Source organism: Yersinia sp. LJYL362 (assembly GCF_048323875.1).
In genome coordinates this window covers 1-17542 of record NZ_JBLWEX010000222.1, presented here as the reverse complement: position 1 = coordinate 17542, position 17542 = coordinate 1, and the positions used below count along the sequence as shown (strand labels likewise).

Below are 17542 nucleotides of genomic sequence, written 5' to 3'. Positions count from 1 at the left end.
TCATCTGAAACACGATATTCCTTACTACGTCCATTGAGCACCAGACTGGTGGTCGATTTCGACACACCAGCCAGTTTGGCAATATCGTTGATGGTAATACGTTTATTGTTTTTCACAGATTAATGTTGTTCGCCGAGTGAATCTGTCGCCTTGAAAGATAGTTCATTCTAACATGGGCGAAGACAACAGCCAGTGTTGCACTCGCAGTTCAGCACTTCCCGCAAAAATGGCTTGTGGCGGTACTGGTGGGAAGTAACTCGACGTCATCACCGCTTCCCCCTGATTGATAAAAATCTCTATGCTGCAACGATCGCAAAGTAACTGTAATTGTTGCAATTTACCGCGCCAGTAACGGAATTCCCGCAATCCGGTGCGCAGATTATTACGACTTAAAATCAAGCGCGCACCATCCCATTCCAACAGCAGAGTATTGCCCAATTCGAGGGTGAAAGGCGCACTGACGTCGATTATCATTTCGGCACTACCGATTGCAAGAGCAGGGGCTTCTTGGGCACGGCCTTGCCACTGCGTATGTTCACACCGCAGCGCGGCTAACTCGCGGGCCGGTTGCTGAATCAGTTTGTCGCCATTAAGACTCAACTCGCGCGGGCAAGTCATGGTGTGGATCCAGCCATATTCCACTGTCGGTTGGTAAAACTCATCTTCATCTGGAAGACCCATCCAGCCGAATAATAAGCGACGGCCATCTGCGGCCAGCGTGGTTTGCGGCGCGTAAAACTCAAAGCCAGCGTCCAACTCGTGGAATGCCTGGTGATTGAAGGTGGCGTTGGTATAATCTAATTTGCCCAGTAAATAGCCTACCTGAAAGGTATTACGATAGCGTTCAGCTTCGGCTGGTATACCCTGTGGGCAGAACATCAAAACGTCTTTATCTGCCAGGGTAAACAGGTCGGGGCATTCCCACATATAGCCAAAAGGCCCAAGCCCCCCCAGACCAGAGCCAGCTATCTCACCCAGATTATGCCATTCGCGTAAATCACCAGAGCGCAGCAGTAGCACCTTGCCTTGTAGTTGTTTGTCCTGAGCGCCTAACACCATGTACCACTGGCCGTCGTGCTGCCAGACTTTCGGGTCACGCACATGTCCGGTATAGCCAGCGGGCAATGGGAGCACTGGCCCTAACTTGTCGAACTCGCCCCGTTCATTTTCCTGTGCCAAACATTGGAATGCGGTACGGGAGCCATCGGGGTATTTCACATTTCCGGTGTAAATCAGGGTGATAATGTCATCAGCAATTACCGCCGAACCGGAGTAACAACCATGACTTTCATAGGCTTCGCTCGGCACCAACGCCACGGGTTGATGCTCCCAATGCACTAAGTCAGTGCTGCGCCAGTGGCCCCAATATTTACTGCCGTGGCGGCAATCCAGCGGATTCCATTGATAAAACAGATGATAATAGCCAGCATGATAAATAAACCCATTAGGATCATTCAGCAACCCGACACAGGGAGCTAAGTGCCAGCCCGGCCGGTGTGGGTCTTGTAATGCGCGGCCCTGACCGCGCATTACTGCCAGCGTAAGATGTTTAAGCAAACTGGCTTCTTGCATTATTCGCTGTCCGTTTTGTATTTAAGTAGCAAGGAAATAATAAACGCAGCACCAAAGGCAATCACCAAGCCAATCAGATAGTTAACAATCGAATTGCCTTGCACGATGGCGATGCCGGGGATACCGGTCAAACCCACCGCGGTCATATTGACATGATTGGCCACCACCCATGCGCCACCGAGTGCTCCTCCCGCCAGTGCTGCCAGGAAGGGTTTGATAAAGCGTAGGTTAATCCCGAAAATAGCCGCTTCAGTTATCCCCAGCATGGCGGAAAATGCCGAGGGGATTACAATGGCTTTAATTTTGGCATCGCGGGTTTTAAAGTAGACCGCCAGACAAGCCCCACCTTGTGCAACATTCGCCATCGACCAGATGGGCAGCAGGAAGTTAACGCCAATATTGGGATTACCCAATAAACCAGCTTCGATTGCATGGAAACTATGGTGAATACCGGTTATCACGATAACGGAATATAGCCCACCAAATAACAATCCAGCCAACCAACCGGCATGGGTAATCAGGGTACTGAGTACCAGTGAAATGCCATCACCCAGCACGCGTCCGGCAGGGCCAATAAACAGCAGCGCAACAAATCCGGTAATAATGACGGTTAAAAACGGCGTGAGGATCAAATCCAGCGCATCAGGGATAATCTTGCGTAGGCGCTTTTCCAATATACTCATAAACCACACAGCTAGCAGGACGGGGAATACCGTGCCCTGATAGCCAATCATCGCCACCTCCATCCCGAAGAAGTTCATGGTGTGGAAACCACCCGCCACTCCCCAGGCATTGGTCAGTGCCGGATGGGTCAGAATGCCGCCCAGCGTGGCTCCCAGATAGGGGTTACCGCCAAACTCTTTGGCTGCGGTAAAACCAATCAAAATCGGCAAAATAATAAAAGCAGCGGAGCTGAACATATCCAACATGATAAATAGCGCGCTGTTGGCATCGGCCCAGCCATAGGTTTTCACCATGCCGAGCAAACCCATCAACAAACCGGAGGCCACAATCGCCGGAATGATTGGCACAAAAATATTAGAAAGCAGCCGGGCAATGCGCTGGAATGGATTTAGCTTACGGGCAGCCGCATCGGCCGCTTCTGATTTAGTGGATTCGCTAATTCCCGCCACGTTAATAAATTCGGCGTAAACTTTATTCACCAGCCCGGTGCCGAAAATAATCTGCAATTGCCCTGCATTACTAAAACAGCCTTTAACGCCTTCGACTTTCTCTACCGCTGATTTTTGTACCAGCGAGTCATCAGCCAATACCAAACGCAGGCGTGTCGCGCAGTGCGCTGCGCTGACAATATTGTCTTTACCGCCGAGCAATGGGAGTAGAGCCTTTGCGGTCTCATTAATATTCATTATGTCCCTCGCATACAAATTAGGTTACCCGCCGTGGCAGCCAATCCCCTGCCGACGGCGGGGAATGATCAGAACCAGGTTTCCATCTGGATACCAAAGTTCCATTGACCGCCGGCGGCAAAATCATTTTTACCGAAGGCATCATCCTTGGCGTAGTTATCCAGATCTTGACTCCAATCCATGTAGGTCGCGAAGACGCGTATTTCTGGGCGACTGAAGAAGTTGCTGATATCGCCCGCTTTAAAGGTCGGAGCAAAGGTCAGTTTATAGAAACCGCCGCTGACTTTGTGATAATCCTTATACCCTTGCGGGTCGAGATTCATATATTGATAACTACCTTCATACGCCAAAGCAAAGTTTTCGGTTATTTCCTGAATCAGGCGGGCATTAAAGGTCACCCACTTATAACTATCGCCCTCGACATATCGGTCTTTGCTTTGCTGTGCCAATATTGCGGGTGCCAGGCTCCAGTTTTTGCTCAGCGCGGTGGTGCCGTAAGAAGCCAGACGCCAGGTATCTGCACCGCTGGTCAAGTTACCATCGGAGCCAATAGATTTCACTTCAGCTCCCAGGCCGTGGCCATATAACAAGGCTGTTTTAGACGTCCCCTCACGTAGCCCATAGAAGCTGTCGCCGTGGTAGGCCACCATGCTGTGAATACCTTTATCTGCTGCATTGGTATTCACGGTTTCGCCGCTATTTTGGCGTGCCTCGTTATCTTTGGCGCGCAGGCCACTCAGCATCCACTGGAATGAGCCGTTATTATGGGTGGATACATAGTTATTGGTGGTGAAAATATAGCTTTGAATATCGCTGTTAACATTCTCTATTTCGCCGTAATTACGGCCATAGAGGGAGAAGTTACTCTTCAGGTTATCAGTCCATTTGATGTCATAAATACCGCCACCGGTACCGGCCAGGAATACCACGTCGGAATCCAGCCAATGAATATCAAAGTTATCGCGATCAAAGCGCTTACCGGCCCACAGGGTACTGTCTTTGAAAATACCATTAAAGGTGGGTAGGGTACCCAATTCGACGAAAGCCTGACGCACATTCAGGTCACTGCTGTCAGCTGTCCAGTCGTTATAACTACGTTGACCATCAGCCAGCATCACTTTGTAGCGAGTGGTTGCGCCATTATCCAGCTGCTGTTTTTTCTCCAAATTCACTTCAACATAGGTATCGGGTTCATTACCTAAACGGCCAATTGCCCCACCAGTACTGCCTGCTGGAGAAACATAAGGGCCACCTTGAGTGCCGGTACCGGAAGAGTTCATTAACAAACCGGAGCGTGCATAACCGTGGAACTCAAAACCATTGTCGCTTGGTGTTTTGCTTTCTAATTTCTCAGTGCGTTTGGCAACTTGAACGGTTTTTTCTTCTGCTTGAAGGGTACGAACTTCGAGTTTTTGTGCTTGTTTTTCTGCAATTTCGGCGCGGGTTTCTGCATTTTTTGCCCGTTGTTCTGCTTGCTGCAATCGCTGCTCTAAAGCATTAAGGCGGGCTTCGATATCCACATTTGATGAGGCTGCTGAGGCGGAGGTCGCTGCACAAGAAAGAATAAGTCCTATTGATACAGCAAGATAGCTTGGTTTTATCATCATTTTATATCACTCGGTATGTGATTGATTGTATTTATGCTAAACAGCTAAACCGGTTTTTCATGGCTAACATACGGGCGATCAACTGGAATTAGCAAAACATTTTGCTAACCCGATTCAGCTATTGTGATCTGCACTGCAAATTGAGTGGTGGGGTGAGGTAAGTCGCGCTATGAAAGGGATGAATCAGTCAGCGTGAAGCCGTTAAGCGCATTACCGTGAGCTGGGTGTTTAGCAAGGATAGATGAGCAAGAGAGGAAACCGGATGCCAACGCAGGGCATCCGACAGGCGGGGTCGCGGTTAGTGGCTGCGTTGCAGAAAATGCGCCAATTCCTGTGCATTCGGTAGGGCGGTCATTGCCCCTTTGGCGCTGGTAGCCAGGGCGCCGCAAGCTTGTGCTTGATCGATAGCCGCACTTAAATCCTGGCTTTGTTGCCAGTTGGGTTGTTGCGACAATGCTGCCAGCAACCCGGCAACAAATGCATCTCCGGCCCCGGTGGTGTCAATCGGGGTGATTTTCCGGCTGGCATATTTTTGCAACTTTCTACGGTTATGCACCCAAACCCCCTCTGCACCCAATGTCACCAGCAATAATTTACAGGAATAGTCAGCCATAACCTGCTCCATAGCTGTCGCGATATCCTGCTGCGGGCAGATAAAATCCAGTTCTTCCCGTGACAGTTTTACCACATCGGCTAACTGCAATGCTTGTTGCAGACAGGGGAGTAGCTCTTGCGGTTGACGCCAAATATCAGCACGAATATTGGGATCAAAACTAACCCAACCTCCATCGGCTTTGATGCGGCGCATAGCCTCAAATGCGGTGCTGCGGCTGGGCTCCTGACTCAATGCAATGGAGCACAGATGGAGCCATTGTTTGGATTTAAATTCTGGTAAATCAGTATGTTGTAGGAATAAATCAGCACTTGGCATCACCATGAATGTAAAGGTGCGTTCACCATGCTGATCCAAATCCACAACAACAGTTGAGGTTCGATGCTCTGCATCCAGCGTCATGGCGCGGGTATCAACATTTTCCTGCTGTAAAACCTGCTGCATAAAACGGCCAAAGCTGTCTTGCCCAACCCGACCAATAAATGCACTTTTACCCCCCAATCTGGCAATGCCTACCGCGACATTAGCGGGTGCGCCACCTGGACATTTAAGGTAACTATTTGAATTTTCAGGAACAAGGTCGATAACAGCATCGCCCAAAACCCAAACGGTATTCTCCATGATAAACCCCTATACTCTTCAATTCTATTTGCTGCTAAAATTAGAAGAATCGGTTTAGCAAAGCAATAAAATAATCCGCAATCTGATAAAAACAGCGAATGGTACGATGAAAAAAGAATTTATCGATACGCCGCAGACAATGATTCAATTTCTCAAAAGATATGGATTATCATTAGCGTTCACTTTTTCCTAAAGGACATTTCATGCCCGGTCGCATTGTCAGCAGGTTTTTATCATTGGTCGCTATGTGTTTAGCAATAACGGCATCATTTTCTGTTTTAGCACAGCCGATTGTGGTGACAGATATTGCTGGCCGGCAGGTGACATTAGCTCAACCTGCGTCACGAGTGATATTAGCGGATGCCAGGGCATTGATGGCATTGAACATTCTTCATCCACAAACACCGCTAAAAGGTATTATCGCCTGGGATAATTCACTGAAAGTGAAAGCGGCCGATCTGGTGGAGGCTTATGCTAAAAAATTCCCAGAAGTGAATAAAATCCCGATGTTTGATAACCCCTATGTCACTGATTTTAGTGTCGAACGGGCGGTGTCAATGCAGCCAGACTTAATTATCTTTGATACTGGATTGCTGGCAAAACTCAAAGCCAGTGGTGTATTGGCGCAGTTGGATAAATCGGGGATTCCGGTGCTGTTTATTGATTTCCGCCAGCAGCCGTTGACCAATACGGTTCCCAGTATGCAACTGCTTGGAAAGGTGTTTAACGAAGAAAAAAATGCTAAATATTTCATACAGTTCTATCAGCAACGACTTGCTCTGGTTCGTCAACGAGTCGCCACTCTTAAACCTGAACAGCGCCCAAGTGTTTTCATTGAGCGCCACGCGGGTATGACGGGTGATGAGTGTTGTTCGACTTTTGGCAAAGGCAGTTTTGGGCAATTCATTGCCGAGGCTGGTGGGAATAACATCGGCAGCCAACTGTTCCCGGAAATGGGCGGTGAGATTAACGTCGAGCAACTCATTAGCAGCAACCCTGACTTTTATTTAATGACCGGTGCTGACTGGAGTCGAGGCCATAAGGGCTCAGTAGCCGTTCCTTTAGGCTATAACACTGATATCGCAACGACACAGGAAAAACTGACCCATCTGATGGGGCGAACCGGCATCAGTATATTGAAATCCGTGCAGGATAAGAAAGTGATGGCGGTTTATCACCAGTTTTATGATAGTCCGCTTAATGTGGTTGCTGTAGAAGCTATTGCCAAATTCCTTCATCCAGAATTATTTGCCGATTTGGATCCACAGGCGGATTTGGAAATGATTCATCAAAAGTATACTGCTATAGATTATAGCGGCGTGTTTTGGGTCACTGCCCTGCGCCCTTGACGCAGCAGCGTTGTTAGCGGCACTCACCACCCGAATCACTTACTTATGTAAGCTCATCGGGATTTGCTCGTTTGCTGCCTAGCTGCAACGCCAATAGCATTGGGCAGTCAAACAGCTGGCGCCCTTGACGCCGCAGCGTGCTGCAATAACTCACGGTAAGTTATTGCAGCATGCACTACTACACTTAACCCACTTATTCCAAATGGTTTTTATTCCCCCCTTTCTGTTTTAGCAGCAAGAAATAATTCGTCTGTTTGCGACAAAATTGATTTACTTGGGAAATGTAATCATTAAGATTAGCGTTTCCAAAAAATTACAATCAGACACAACTCCTTTCGCAATAGGCCCAAAATGTTAACGTTTTCCCGTTTGTCTCTGTTGGCCGCCTCCGTCGCGCTGGCATTACCCGCTTTTGCCGCAGAGAAATCCTCTCCGCCAGTGACTGATAACTCAGCCGAAACTAAAACGAATAAAAGTGACACACTCTCAGTGGTCGGTAACTGGCTTGATAATACGGATAACAGCACGGTTGTGTTGAATCACCCCGGCGCGCGTACTATCGTTACCCAGCAACGTATTCACGAAAAGGGTGCTCAGACAGTGGGGGATTCACTGCGCGGGATTCCTGGTGTTCAAGTGCGTGAAAGTAATGGTACGGGTGGCAGTGATATTTCGCTCAATGTCGGGGTTCGCGGCTTAACCTCTCGCTTATCTCCGCGCTCAACTATCCTGATGGACGGTATCCCGCTAGCAGTAGCACCTTATGGACAGCCACAGCTATCAATGGCTCCACTTTCTATTGGTAACCTGCAATCCATCGATGTGATTCGTGGTGGCGGAGCAGTACGCTATGGGCCGCAAAACGTAGGCGGAATCATCAATTTTAATACCAAGGCTATTCCGGAAGACTTCAGTGGTGCCGTTAGCGCACAAACGCAGGGCGCTAGTCATGGCGGTTTAAAAACCTTGAGCAGCGCATCATTAGGCGGTACGGCAGATAATGGTTTTGGCGCGGCATTGCTCTATTCAGGTCTGCATGGTCAGGGGTATCGTGACAATAACGACAATACTGATATCGATGATTTTATGCTGAAAACCCGTTATCAGTTCACCGAACATGACGAATTGCAGGCTAATTTTCATTATTATGAAGCACATGCTGGCATGCCGGGTGGGTTAACCAGTGCACAATATGCCCAGAATCCTTTCCAGTCGACCCGCCCTTATGACCAGTTTGATGGGCGTCGCCGTGATATGTCATTCAAATATATCCACCAGGAAGATGATCGCCAGTTTGAGTTGCTGACATATTTCACCAAAAGTTTCCGTGGCAGCAATATTGAATCCGAAGGGGCTGGTGCCAACCTCGGTCAGAAACGCATGGTGGCTTACCCGCGGAATTACACCACCTATGCCATTGAACCCAGCTATTCGCAGTTGTTTAGAATGGGTAGTAGCTCCCATGAGGTGACTGTTGGTTACCGCTATCTGAATGAAACCATGGATGAGAAAGCCTATCGCTCCCCTTGGTATAACCCTGCGACAGTGACTTCAATGCCTGCCACACCACAGTATTATCAGCACACCTCAGGTGGAACCGAAGCGCATGCTGTCTATATCGATGATGCTATCAATGTGTCTGACTGGACCATCACCCCCGGGCTACGTTATGAGAATATCCGCACCAATGTAGATGATTCTTTTGCCAATACTCGGCGTGAGCAGCACTACAGTGAGCCGCTACCTTCACTTAATGTGATGTACCATATGTCCGATGAATGGAAGCTGTTTGCAAATGCCAACACTTCCTTTGGCAGCATGCAATATTTCCAGCTCAGCAAAGGCGGTAATGGTAATGCACCGGCACCGGGCTTGACGGCTGAAAAAGCACATAGCTATGAAATCGGTACTCGTTTTGATGACACGGTAATGACCGGTGAATTGACCCTGTTCTACATTGATTTCGATAATCAGCTGCAATACATCAGCAATGATATTGGCTGGACAAATCTGGGAGCGACAACTCATGAAGGTGTGGAGTTGGCATTTAGTTATGATTTAAGTGAATTCAATTCAGCACTGAATGGGGTAAGTGTTTACTCCAGCTACACCTATACCAAAGCAACCACTAAAAGTGGTGATTTCGCCGGTAAGGACTTACCGTTCTATTCACGTCAGGTTTATACCGTGGGCACCCGTTATGAAACCGGTAATTGGGTATGGAACCTGGATAGTTATGCACAATCTCAGCAACAGTCACCGGGTTCTGGTCCGCAGTATATTACGACGGAGAGTGCCGATGGCCAGTTTGGTACTATTCCGGGATACATGGTGTGGAATACCCGCGCTGAATATAATTTCGGACCAGCCTGGTCAAATCTAACATTGGGCGCAGGGGTAAAAAACCTGTTTGATCAACGCTATTTCACGCGTTCCAATGATAACAACTCCGGTAAGTATGTCGGTGAGCCACGAACCTTCTTTGTGCAGGGGTCAGTTGCCTTCTAAATTAGCCATTTAAGATAAGCCCGGTAAGTGAGTCATTTGCCGGGCTTAGGTATTCTCCCCCCCGCGCGGCCTAACGAATTTTTCTGTGCGAGACTCATATCTAATATAAATGATAATCATTATTAATATTTCTTATGTAAATAATAACCTCTGGTTGAGTTGAGCAACAAGGCAACTTCTGGTGGGTTACCAGTGGTGTTGAAATAGGAATGATAGAGTAAAATATTATTCAAAAAACTAATTTTTTCTTAACCAGAGAATTAGAGCGATTATCTAAAATAGATGTTTTATACCAACAGATGAGCCAGTGATTTATTTTTGTTTATGCAATAACACGGTTTAATAACAGTATAAAGGTGAAATGTAATACCGCAGTATTAAGCTCAACCATTTATGAGAGAATAAATAATTGAGCATAATGGTGAGTCATTTTATCAGGGTGAAGATTCAATCTTTGATAATTTATCTTCGGCAAACGCAACTTTATTCCGCCCGTCTTTTTTAGCACGATAAAGTGCTTCATCAGCGGCTTTGAGTGAAGAGGCCAAATCATAGGATTGTAAGGGGGAAATCCCCGCACTTAACGTGACAGTCGTTGATACCTTATGATTGAAAACATGTGGAATATCAAGGCCTAAAACGCGTTGCCGGACACGTTCTGCTAACTGGCTTGCATACTCTTCACTGACATGTGTCAGCAACACTAAAAACTCTTCGCCACCATAACGCACCACGATATCCCGTGAGCGTACAGCATCACGAATGGCGGCAGCAACGCGCACTAAGGCCTGGTCTCCCATTGTATGACCATAGTTATCGTTATAGGCTTTAAAATGGTCGATATCGAGCAGCAGCACATAATGGTTGCCAGGAGACTGCGCTAATAATGTCTCAAGTTTATTCTCCAACCCACGGCGATTATATAAACTGGTTAGTGGGTCTATCATGCTTAAATCACTGAACTTTTCCCTTTCATTATAAAGACGTGCAACAAGTTTGCGGGTGAAGTCGTCACTGCGACGCAGCATCAAATGATGTAAGGAGAAACCAATCAGGGGCAACATAATCGTAAATATGATGCGGAAAATATTTTGAAAGTCGTCCAAAAAAATAACAGTGAGTGCTGCGGGGGCAGTATGTAAACAAAAGGCAAGAAAGTTATCAGACAGAGCAATTGTGCTGATAAAGAAAATGGTGAACAAGCTGAGTAATAAGTAATTATTTTCATTTGTGCCCAGGTATTCATATTTAAGAATGATTTGCCAGGCCCAGAGAATCCCCATGATAATTGAAAATAAATTCAATTTATCAACATAATTCTTCGAAATAAAAATAAAATACGCCGCAACACTAAGACTGATAACCATGATCATGACGAGCGGTAATGTCACTGCTGGCACTTCGGGAGAGGGTAATATCATACTGAAAATAGCGGACGCTGCATTAAGAAATAGAAAAAGCAGTAAAGAGAGCCGATGCTTACTTTTCAGAAGCTGATCGTAGGAGTGGCTATTCATATTCAATTCACTCTGCATAATGGCGCGCTGTCAGTAGAAAAATAAACAATATCCTCATGAAGCCCTTTTATTTAGGCATCACGATAAATAGTTCTTTAAAGTAATTATTTTTGTTTGAAGCGTTTTAACATGGCTTTAGGAATTTTCTTAATCAAAATTACCATTTTTGTTTCAGCCTGTCATCATGATGTCGATCAACTAATCAATTTACTCATCTAAATCTGATATATCGATGGTATCAATGGCACTGGGCCAGCCAAATTGCCAGCTTTCTCACAGCAACTTCATGATGCAGATTTTTTTATAGTGGTATATGATATTGGTTATCATTATCACTTGAGTGAGCCGTCACTATGATTACAGCCAGATTTTCAGCTTACCGTTCATGGGGGATAACTGGTTTATTGAGCCGTGGGATGTCCAGTGGCTGGGGGATGTTGCTGCCTTTTACTTTGCTACCAGTGCTGGGGTGGGCTGATATCACTGTGGGCCAGTTGCGAGTACTGATTGTGGTCGCGATGCTGGCGACGGTAAGTATGTTATATCATGCACGGTTGCGGCACTTTCTGTTACTGCCATCTTGTCTGGCACTTTTGGCGGGTATGGTCGCAGTATTGATGCACCATTGATTTTACGTGACGGTACCGGTATGCATTAATACAATTGAGTTATAACAGAGGGGAGATGTTGATATTAGAAATCATCGTGGTGCGAAGGGAGGGACTTGAACCCTCACGTCCGTAAGAACACTAACACCTGAAGCTAGCGCGTCTACCAATTCCGCCACCATCGCCCAAATGATTTCTTACTATCTACTATCTTGAAGTGAGTAAAACTTCGGATTTATATCACCAGCTTGGTGCGAAGGGAGGGACTTGAACCCTCACGTCCGTAAGAACACTAACACCTGAAGCTAGCGCGTCTACCAATTCCGCCACCATCGCATGTGCTGTGCAATATAAATCTGTACTACGGAGGCGAATTCTAGAGATTTTCGCGGTCAGGTCAATACTTATTTCCCCTAAGCGGGACGTTTGCTGTAAAAAGCATCATATGTTGATCAATTGATTTAATTACTGAAGTTTTCTTTATTGTATGTTCTGTTCCCGAGCTCATCTGATTCGGGTGGGTAATGGGCAAATAGTTTAATTAGCCAATCAATGAGCACTCTCACTCTGGGTGCTAAAAAACGGCCCGGAGGGTACATAATAAATAGCGGCATCACTGGCGGCGGTATGTGAGAGAGCACCTCAATCAATTCGCCTTGCGCTAATTGGCCCTGAATTCCGGCGGTAGGCGCCTGAATCAATCCTAAACCCGCCACACCAGCAGCAATATAAGCATCTGCGCCACTGACACTCAAAATACTGGGTAAAATCCGATTTTCAATTTTCCCCTGACAAACAAATTCCAACGGGTAATCGCGATGGTTTAACTGGGAGAAATAGCCTACAGCTTGATGACCAGATAAATCATCCAGCGACACCGGAATACCGTATTTTTCTAAATAAGCCGGCGATGCGCAGGTAATTTGTGGTTGTTGACCAATATTTCGTGCAGCTAATTGTTCATCGTGCGGTAGCCAGGCGCGTAATACACAATCTACACCTTCACGCAGCAGGTCGATGGTGCTGTCATTCGCGCCGAGAATCAATGTGATATGAGGGTAGCGCTGATAGAAATCACTCAAGGCGGGGATGACCACATTTCGTGCCAGTGAATGTGGCATATCAATGCGTACCTTTCCTTCCGGTTGCAACCGCTGGTGGCTGAACAGCGAATCAGCCTCTTCAAATGCCAACAATAATTGCAGGCAGCGGTGATAATACAATGTGCCTTCGGCGGTGATATTCACTTGTCGGGTGGTGCGCACCAATAAGCGCACACCTAAGCGTTGTTCTAATCGCTTTAAAGTGTGGCTGACCGTGGCCCGAGGTAATTGCAGTTTTTCGGCCGCGCGGCTGAAACTGCCCAACTCAACAATACGGACGAATATCCGCATGGCTTGTATCTGGTCCATAATTGCCTTCGCCCATTGTTGGTGTTTTTTGAACAGTGATGAGTGATCTGCATTATTTATCTTTCCTCGTGAAACAACCACACTTTCTTCCGACATCACTAATCGGGAGTATCGCAATGCAACAACGTCAATTAGGTTCGAATGGCCCGCAGGTTTCAGCATTAGGCCTTGGCTGCATGGGAATGAGTGATTTCTACTCCACTAATCAGGACGCTAACGAGTCCATTGCGACTCTACATCGGGCGTTGGAGTTGGGCGTCACGCTGCTGGATACCGCTGATATGTATGGCCCATTTACCAATGAAGAGTTAGTAGGGCGGGCGATTAAGGGCAAACGTGATCAGGTCTTTTTAGCGACGAAGTTCGGTATTGTGCGTGACCCAACCGATCCGACGGTACGTGGTGTGAGCAGCCGTCCTGATTATATCCGCCAGTCGGTTGATGGCAGCCTCAAGCGCTTGGGGGTTGATGTCATTGACCTTTATTACCAGCATCGAGGTGATCCGAGTGTGCCGGTGGAAGATGTCATCGGGACTTTGGCTGATTTGGTCACCGCCGGTAAAATTCGCTATATCGGCTTGAGTGAAGTATCGGCAACAACATTGGAGAAAGCCCATCAGGTGCACCCGATTACTGCGGTGCAGAGTGAATACTCACTGTGGACGCGAGATGTGGAAACTTCCATTCTGGCAACCTGCCAACGATTGGGTGTCGGGTTTGTGGCCTATAGCCCATTAGGGCGCGGTTTCCTGACGGGGGCGATACGCAGCCCGAATGACCTGGCTGCTGATGATTTTCGCCGTAATAACCCACGTTTTCAGGGGGATAACTTTGCTCTGAATCTGGTGCTGGCCGATACAGTAACAAAAATGGCGCAGGATAAAGGGGTTAAACCTGCCCAATTAGCTTTAGCTTGGGTGCTGGCGCAGGGGGAATATATTGTGCCAATCCCAGGAACCAAGCGTCGTACTTATTTGGAAGAGAATCTGGGAGCATTAGATGTGGTGCTTAGCGCGCAAGAGTTGGCTGCGCTGGATGCGGTGTTCCCATTCCATGCCGCAGCAGGTGAACGCTACGGCGCGGAAGGGATGGTTTATCTTAACGCTTAATATTAGTGACTAATAATATTAACGTTTTTTCTTAGGATCCCGTGGCGGACGCCCGACAGTCGCCTGATAGACCTTAAAGCGACCATTCTGCGCCAGCACTTCATGGCTGCCAAATGCGGCATCCAGCAGCGCAGGATAAGGCAAGAAGGAGTTCGCCACGATACGCAATTTGCCACCCACATGCAGGTGCGCGGTAGCACCTCGGATCAGCATCTCAGCCGCAGTCAGGCTGGTTTGAATCCCATCATGGAACGGTGGGTTAGAAATAATCATCTCGAAGCGGCCTTTAATGTCAGAGTAGACATTGCTGGCAATGACTTGCGCCTCGATATTATTTGCCGCCAATGTAGCCCGGCTGGCTTCAATTGCCGCGGCGCTCACATCACTCAAGGTCCATTTGATTTTTGGCGATTGTTGCGCCAAAACACAGGCCAGCACACCCGCGCCACAACCGACATCCAGCACACTGCCTTTAAACGGCTCACTGAAAGTGGATAGCAGCAAATGGCTACCAGAATCCAGCGAATCGCGGCTGAATACACCTGGCAGGGTTTTTACGATGACATCACCCACCTGATAGCTTTCCCACCAGGCATCGGCATCAAATTCCGGCTGTTTATCCAGGCGACCATGATAGAGGCCGCAACGGCGGGCGCTATCAATTTTGGTTAATTGCGCAAACTCTGACAGCATCTCTTCTGCACTGCGCACACCACTGCGATTTTCACCCACCACAAAAACATCACAACCGACGGGCAGCAAAGATAACAGATTGGCCAGTTGGAACTGGGCTTCTTGTTTGCTTTTTGGCCAGTAATAAACCAGCGTATCGCAGGCGGCGACTGTTTCAGGTGTTGCCACAAGACCGAATTGAACATTCTCGTCCAGCGTATTGCTCAGTAATTGCCAGTGGTGATATTGATTGGTGTGAACCCGTATCCCGGCTGCATCAAATTGCGCTGGCAGCGCATCTTGTAAATCACCGGCAAACAACACGTGGCGGGCTATAAATTCATCACTATGGCGCAGTATCACTTCACTGGCTGGGGTTAATGCAGACATCAGTCTTTGGCTCCTTAAGAATATGATCGGGGATTATAGAGGTTTGTTGGCGCATGTTCGATGGGTTTGCTAGCATAGCGTCGAAATACGGGTCGCTTTGACAGGAAAGGGCATGGCATCAAGACGAGACTTACTGTTACAACAGCTTGGTATTACACAGTGGACATTGCGCCGCCCAGCCGTTTTGCAAGGTGAAATTGCCATACGTTTACCCGACGATACCCGCCTGTTAATTGTCGCAGACCCGCTTCCTGAGCAGGATGACCCGCTGTTGTGCGATGTGTTGCACAGCCTTGGACTCACTCCCCGCCAGGCCTATGCGCTGACGCCGGATCAGGTGGCAATGTTACCTGAGGAGACACAGTGCAACAGTTGGCGATTGGGCATCAGTGAACCGCTTGCGGTTGCGGGTGCGCAGTTATACAGCCCGGCCCTGACCGGACTTTATCAAGACGCGAGCGCTAAGCGCGCACTTTGGCAGCAGATTTGTCATCATGAAGCAGATTTCTATCCTGACGCCAGCCGATCTGGCCACAGCGTACAAAATTGAACAAGCCAGCCATGCTTTCCCGTGGACGGAAAAAACCTTAGCCAGCAATCAAGGCGAGCGCTACCTCAATTTCAAGCTGAATATTGGGGAGCAAATGGCCGGTTTTGCCATTACCCAAATTGTATTGGATGAAGCAACGTTATTTAATATTGCTATTGATCCACAGTATCAGCGCCAAGGGTGTGGCCGTTTACTGCTTGAGCATGTCATTACAGAATTGGAAAAACGCCAGATTGTCACGCTTTGGCTCGAAGTTCGCGCCTCAAATGCGCGTGCGATCGCCTTGTACGAAAGCCTGGGGTTCAACGAAGTTTCGGTGCGGCGCAATTACTATCCGAGTGCGGATGGGCGTGAAGATGCCATTATGATGGCATTACCGATGGGGTAGTGCCTTTTTGCCGATTATCTGTCTCGAATAACGACAGTTTGTCTTGAAAAAATTGTCTATCCCGTATAAATCAGGGAAAATACCGCGCTATAACCACTTATACCCAAAAGTGATAGGAATCGCTGCTGATAACGCGGTTTTTCAAGTAAAAGGGTATAGCGCCATAATCAATGCCTTGCTTTGCTTGGGCCATGCATCAATCGGATGTGAGGCCCAGAGCAGGGCGGCCTAAAAGCAGAAATTTCAAATTATGTCTCCAAGTGAATACGCACTGGAAGTCGCGAAAAGACGTACTTTCGCGATAATTTCCCACCCCGATGCCGGTAAAACCACCATTACCGAAAAAGTGTTGCTGTTCGGGAACGCCATTCAGACCGCTGGTACAGTAAAAGGCCGTGGCTCAAGCCACCATGCCAAATCTGACTGGATGGAAATGGAAAAGCAACGTGGTATCTCCATCACCACTTCCGTGATGCAGTTTCCCTATGGTGGTTGCCTGGTCAACTTGCTCGATACCCCTGGGCATGAAGACTTCTCCGAAGATACTTACCGTACACTGACCGCCGTTGACTGCTGTTTGATGGTGATTGATGCGGCTAAAGGGGTCGAAGATCGCACGCGCAAGCTGATGGAAGTTACCCGTCTGCGTGATACGCCAATCCTGACCTTTATGAACAAATTGGACCGCGATATTCGTGATCCGATGGAAGTGCTGGATGAAGTGGAACGTGAGCTGAAAATTGCTTGTTCACCCATTACCTGGCCGATTGGTTGCGGTAAGTTGTTTAAAGGGGTTTACCACCTTTATAAAGATGAAACTTACCTGTATCAGACCGGTAAAGGTCACACCATCCAGGAAGTGCGCATTGTTAAAGGGCTGAACAACCCGGATCTGGATGTTGCTGTGGGGGAAGATCTGGCTAAACAGTTCCGCCAAGAGCTGGAACTGGTTCAGGGAGCATCGCATGAGTTCGATCATGACGCTTTCTTGTCTGGTGATTTAACACCGGTATTCTTCGGTACTGCGCTGGGGAACTTTGGTGTCGACCATATGCTAGATGGTTTGGTTGAGTGGGCGCCTGCGCCAATGCCACGTAAAACCGACACTCGCGAAGTGGTAGCAGCTGAAGAGAAATTCACCGGTTTTGTCTTTAAAATTCAGGCCAATATGGACCCGAAACACCGTGACCGTGTCGCTTTCTTACGGGTGGTTTCTGGCCGCTTTGAAAAAGGCATGAAACTGCGTCAGGTGCGTA

General features: G+C 47.8%; 15 protein-coding genes and 2 tRNA genes. 7 read left to right on the top strand and 10 right to left on the bottom strand.

Features of this window, described 5'->3' with window-relative positions; all coding sequences use genetic code 11:
- The 5 genes from ACNSO8_RS12110 to ACNSO8_RS12090 form a co-directional block, all read right to left on the bottom strand.
- A partial coding sequence (locus ACNSO8_RS12110) for a LacI family DNA-binding transcriptional regulator (RefSeq protein ID WP_418394762.1) occupies positions 1-116 on the bottom strand: 116 nt, incomplete at its 3' end.
- Positions 117-162: 46 nt separating this feature from the next.
- Complete coding sequence (locus tag ACNSO8_RS12105) at positions 163-1572, bottom strand: glycoside hydrolase family 32 protein (RefSeq protein ID WP_050163682.1); 1410 nt, start codon at positions 1570-1572, stop codon at positions 163-165.
- The gene (locus ACNSO8_RS12100; RefSeq protein WP_050916928.1) at positions 1572-2942 is read right to left on the bottom strand and encodes a sucrose-specific PTS transporter subunit IIBC; all 1371 of its coding nucleotides are present in this window, start codon (positions 2940-2942) and stop codon (positions 1572-1574) included. Before ACNSO8_RS12100 ends, ACNSO8_RS12105 begins: the two co-directional genes overlap by 1 nt.
- Before the next feature lie 68 nt (positions 2943-3010).
- On the bottom strand, positions 3011-4549 hold the full coding sequence (locus ACNSO8_RS12095) for a carbohydrate porin (protein WP_418394761.1): 1539 nt from the start codon (positions 4547-4549) through the stop codon (positions 3011-3013).
- 298 nt (positions 4550-4847) lie between these two features.
- Complete coding sequence (locus ACNSO8_RS12090) at positions 4848-5783, bottom strand: aminoimidazole riboside kinase (protein ID WP_418394760.1); 936 nt, start codon at positions 5781-5783, stop codon at positions 4848-4850.
- 203 nt (positions 5784-5986) lie between these two features.
- Between ACNSO8_RS12090 and ACNSO8_RS12085 the strand changes: the two genes are divergently transcribed.
- Positions 5987-7132 carry an ABC transporter substrate-binding protein gene (locus tag ACNSO8_RS12085; protein ID WP_418394759.1) on the top strand — a complete coding sequence of 382 codons (1146 nt, stop codon included), beginning with the start codon at positions 5987-5989 and terminating at the stop codon, positions 7130-7132.
- 351 nt (positions 7133-7483) lie between these two features.
- The gene (locus ACNSO8_RS12080; protein WP_050131172.1) at positions 7484-9640 is read left to right on the top strand and encodes a TonB-dependent receptor family protein; all 2157 of its coding nucleotides are present in this window, start codon (positions 7484-7486) and stop codon (positions 9638-9640) included.
- 434 nt (positions 9641-10074) lie between these two features.
- Here ACNSO8_RS12080 and ACNSO8_RS12075 read toward each other — a convergent pair whose 3' ends face one another.
- Complete coding sequence (locus ACNSO8_RS12075) at positions 10075-11175, bottom strand: GGDEF domain-containing protein (RefSeq protein WP_019080596.1); 1101 nt, start codon at positions 11173-11175, stop codon at positions 10075-10077.
- A 335-nt stretch (positions 11176-11510) separates the two neighbouring features.
- On the opposite strand from ACNSO8_RS12075, the gene ACNSO8_RS12070 reads away from it, so the two are divergent.
- Complete coding sequence (locus ACNSO8_RS12070; protein ID WP_026017971.1) at positions 11511-11786, top strand: DUF1435 domain-containing protein; 276 nt, start codon at positions 11511-11513, stop codon at positions 11784-11786.
- A 77-nt stretch (positions 11787-11863) separates the two neighbouring features.
- Here ACNSO8_RS12070 and ACNSO8_RS12065 read toward each other — a convergent pair.
- The 3 genes from ACNSO8_RS12065 to ACNSO8_RS12055 form a co-directional block, all read right to left on the bottom strand.
- Positions 11864-11950 (bottom strand) — tRNA-Leu (locus tag ACNSO8_RS12065).
- A 64-nt stretch (positions 11951-12014) separates the two neighbouring features.
- Positions 12015-12101: transfer RNA gene (locus ACNSO8_RS12060), tRNA-Leu, on the bottom strand.
- 125 nt (positions 12102-12226) lie between these two features.
- A complete protein-coding gene (locus ACNSO8_RS12055; RefSeq protein ID WP_050298429.1) occupies positions 12227-13177 on the bottom strand; it encodes a LysR family transcriptional regulator in 951 nt (316 codons plus the stop codon).
- A 116-nt stretch (positions 13178-13293) separates the two neighbouring features.
- Here ACNSO8_RS12055 and ACNSO8_RS12050 point away from each other — a divergent pair, with 116 nt between their 5' ends.
- Positions 13294-14286 (top strand): aldo/keto reductase, encoded by a 993-nt coding sequence (locus tag ACNSO8_RS12050; protein ID WP_221870114.1) that lies wholly within the window; start codon positions 13294-13296, stop codon positions 14284-14286.
- An 18-nt stretch (positions 14287-14304) separates the two neighbouring features.
- Here ACNSO8_RS12050 and rsmC read toward each other — a convergent pair whose 3' ends face one another.
- Positions 14305-15348 (bottom strand): 16S rRNA (guanine(1207)-N(2))-methyltransferase RsmC, encoded by a 1044-nt coding sequence (rsmC, locus tag ACNSO8_RS12045; RefSeq protein WP_019080592.1) that lies wholly within the window; start codon positions 15346-15348, stop codon positions 14305-14307.
- A gap of 112 nt (positions 15349-15460) precedes the next feature.
- Here rsmC and ACNSO8_RS12040 point away from each other — a divergent pair, with 112 nt between their 5' ends.
- The 3 genes from ACNSO8_RS12040 to prfC form a co-directional block, all read left to right on the top strand.
- Positions 15461-15898, top strand: a complete 438-nt coding sequence (locus ACNSO8_RS12040; protein ID WP_408574682.1) for a DNA polymerase III subunit psi — start codon at positions 15461-15463, stop codon at positions 15896-15898.
- Positions 15843-16286 (top strand): ribosomal protein S18-alanine N-acetyltransferase, encoded by a 444-nt coding sequence (gene rimI, locus ACNSO8_RS12035; RefSeq protein WP_019080590.1) that lies wholly within the window; start codon positions 15843-15845, stop codon positions 16284-16286. Before ACNSO8_RS12040 ends, rimI begins: the two co-directional genes overlap by 56 nt.
- A 250-nt stretch (positions 16287-16536) precedes the next feature.
- Positions 16537-17542, top strand: a 1006-nt coding sequence (gene prfC / locus ACNSO8_RS12030) for a peptide chain release factor 3 (RefSeq protein WP_418394758.1), incomplete at its 3' end; no start/stop codon positions are given.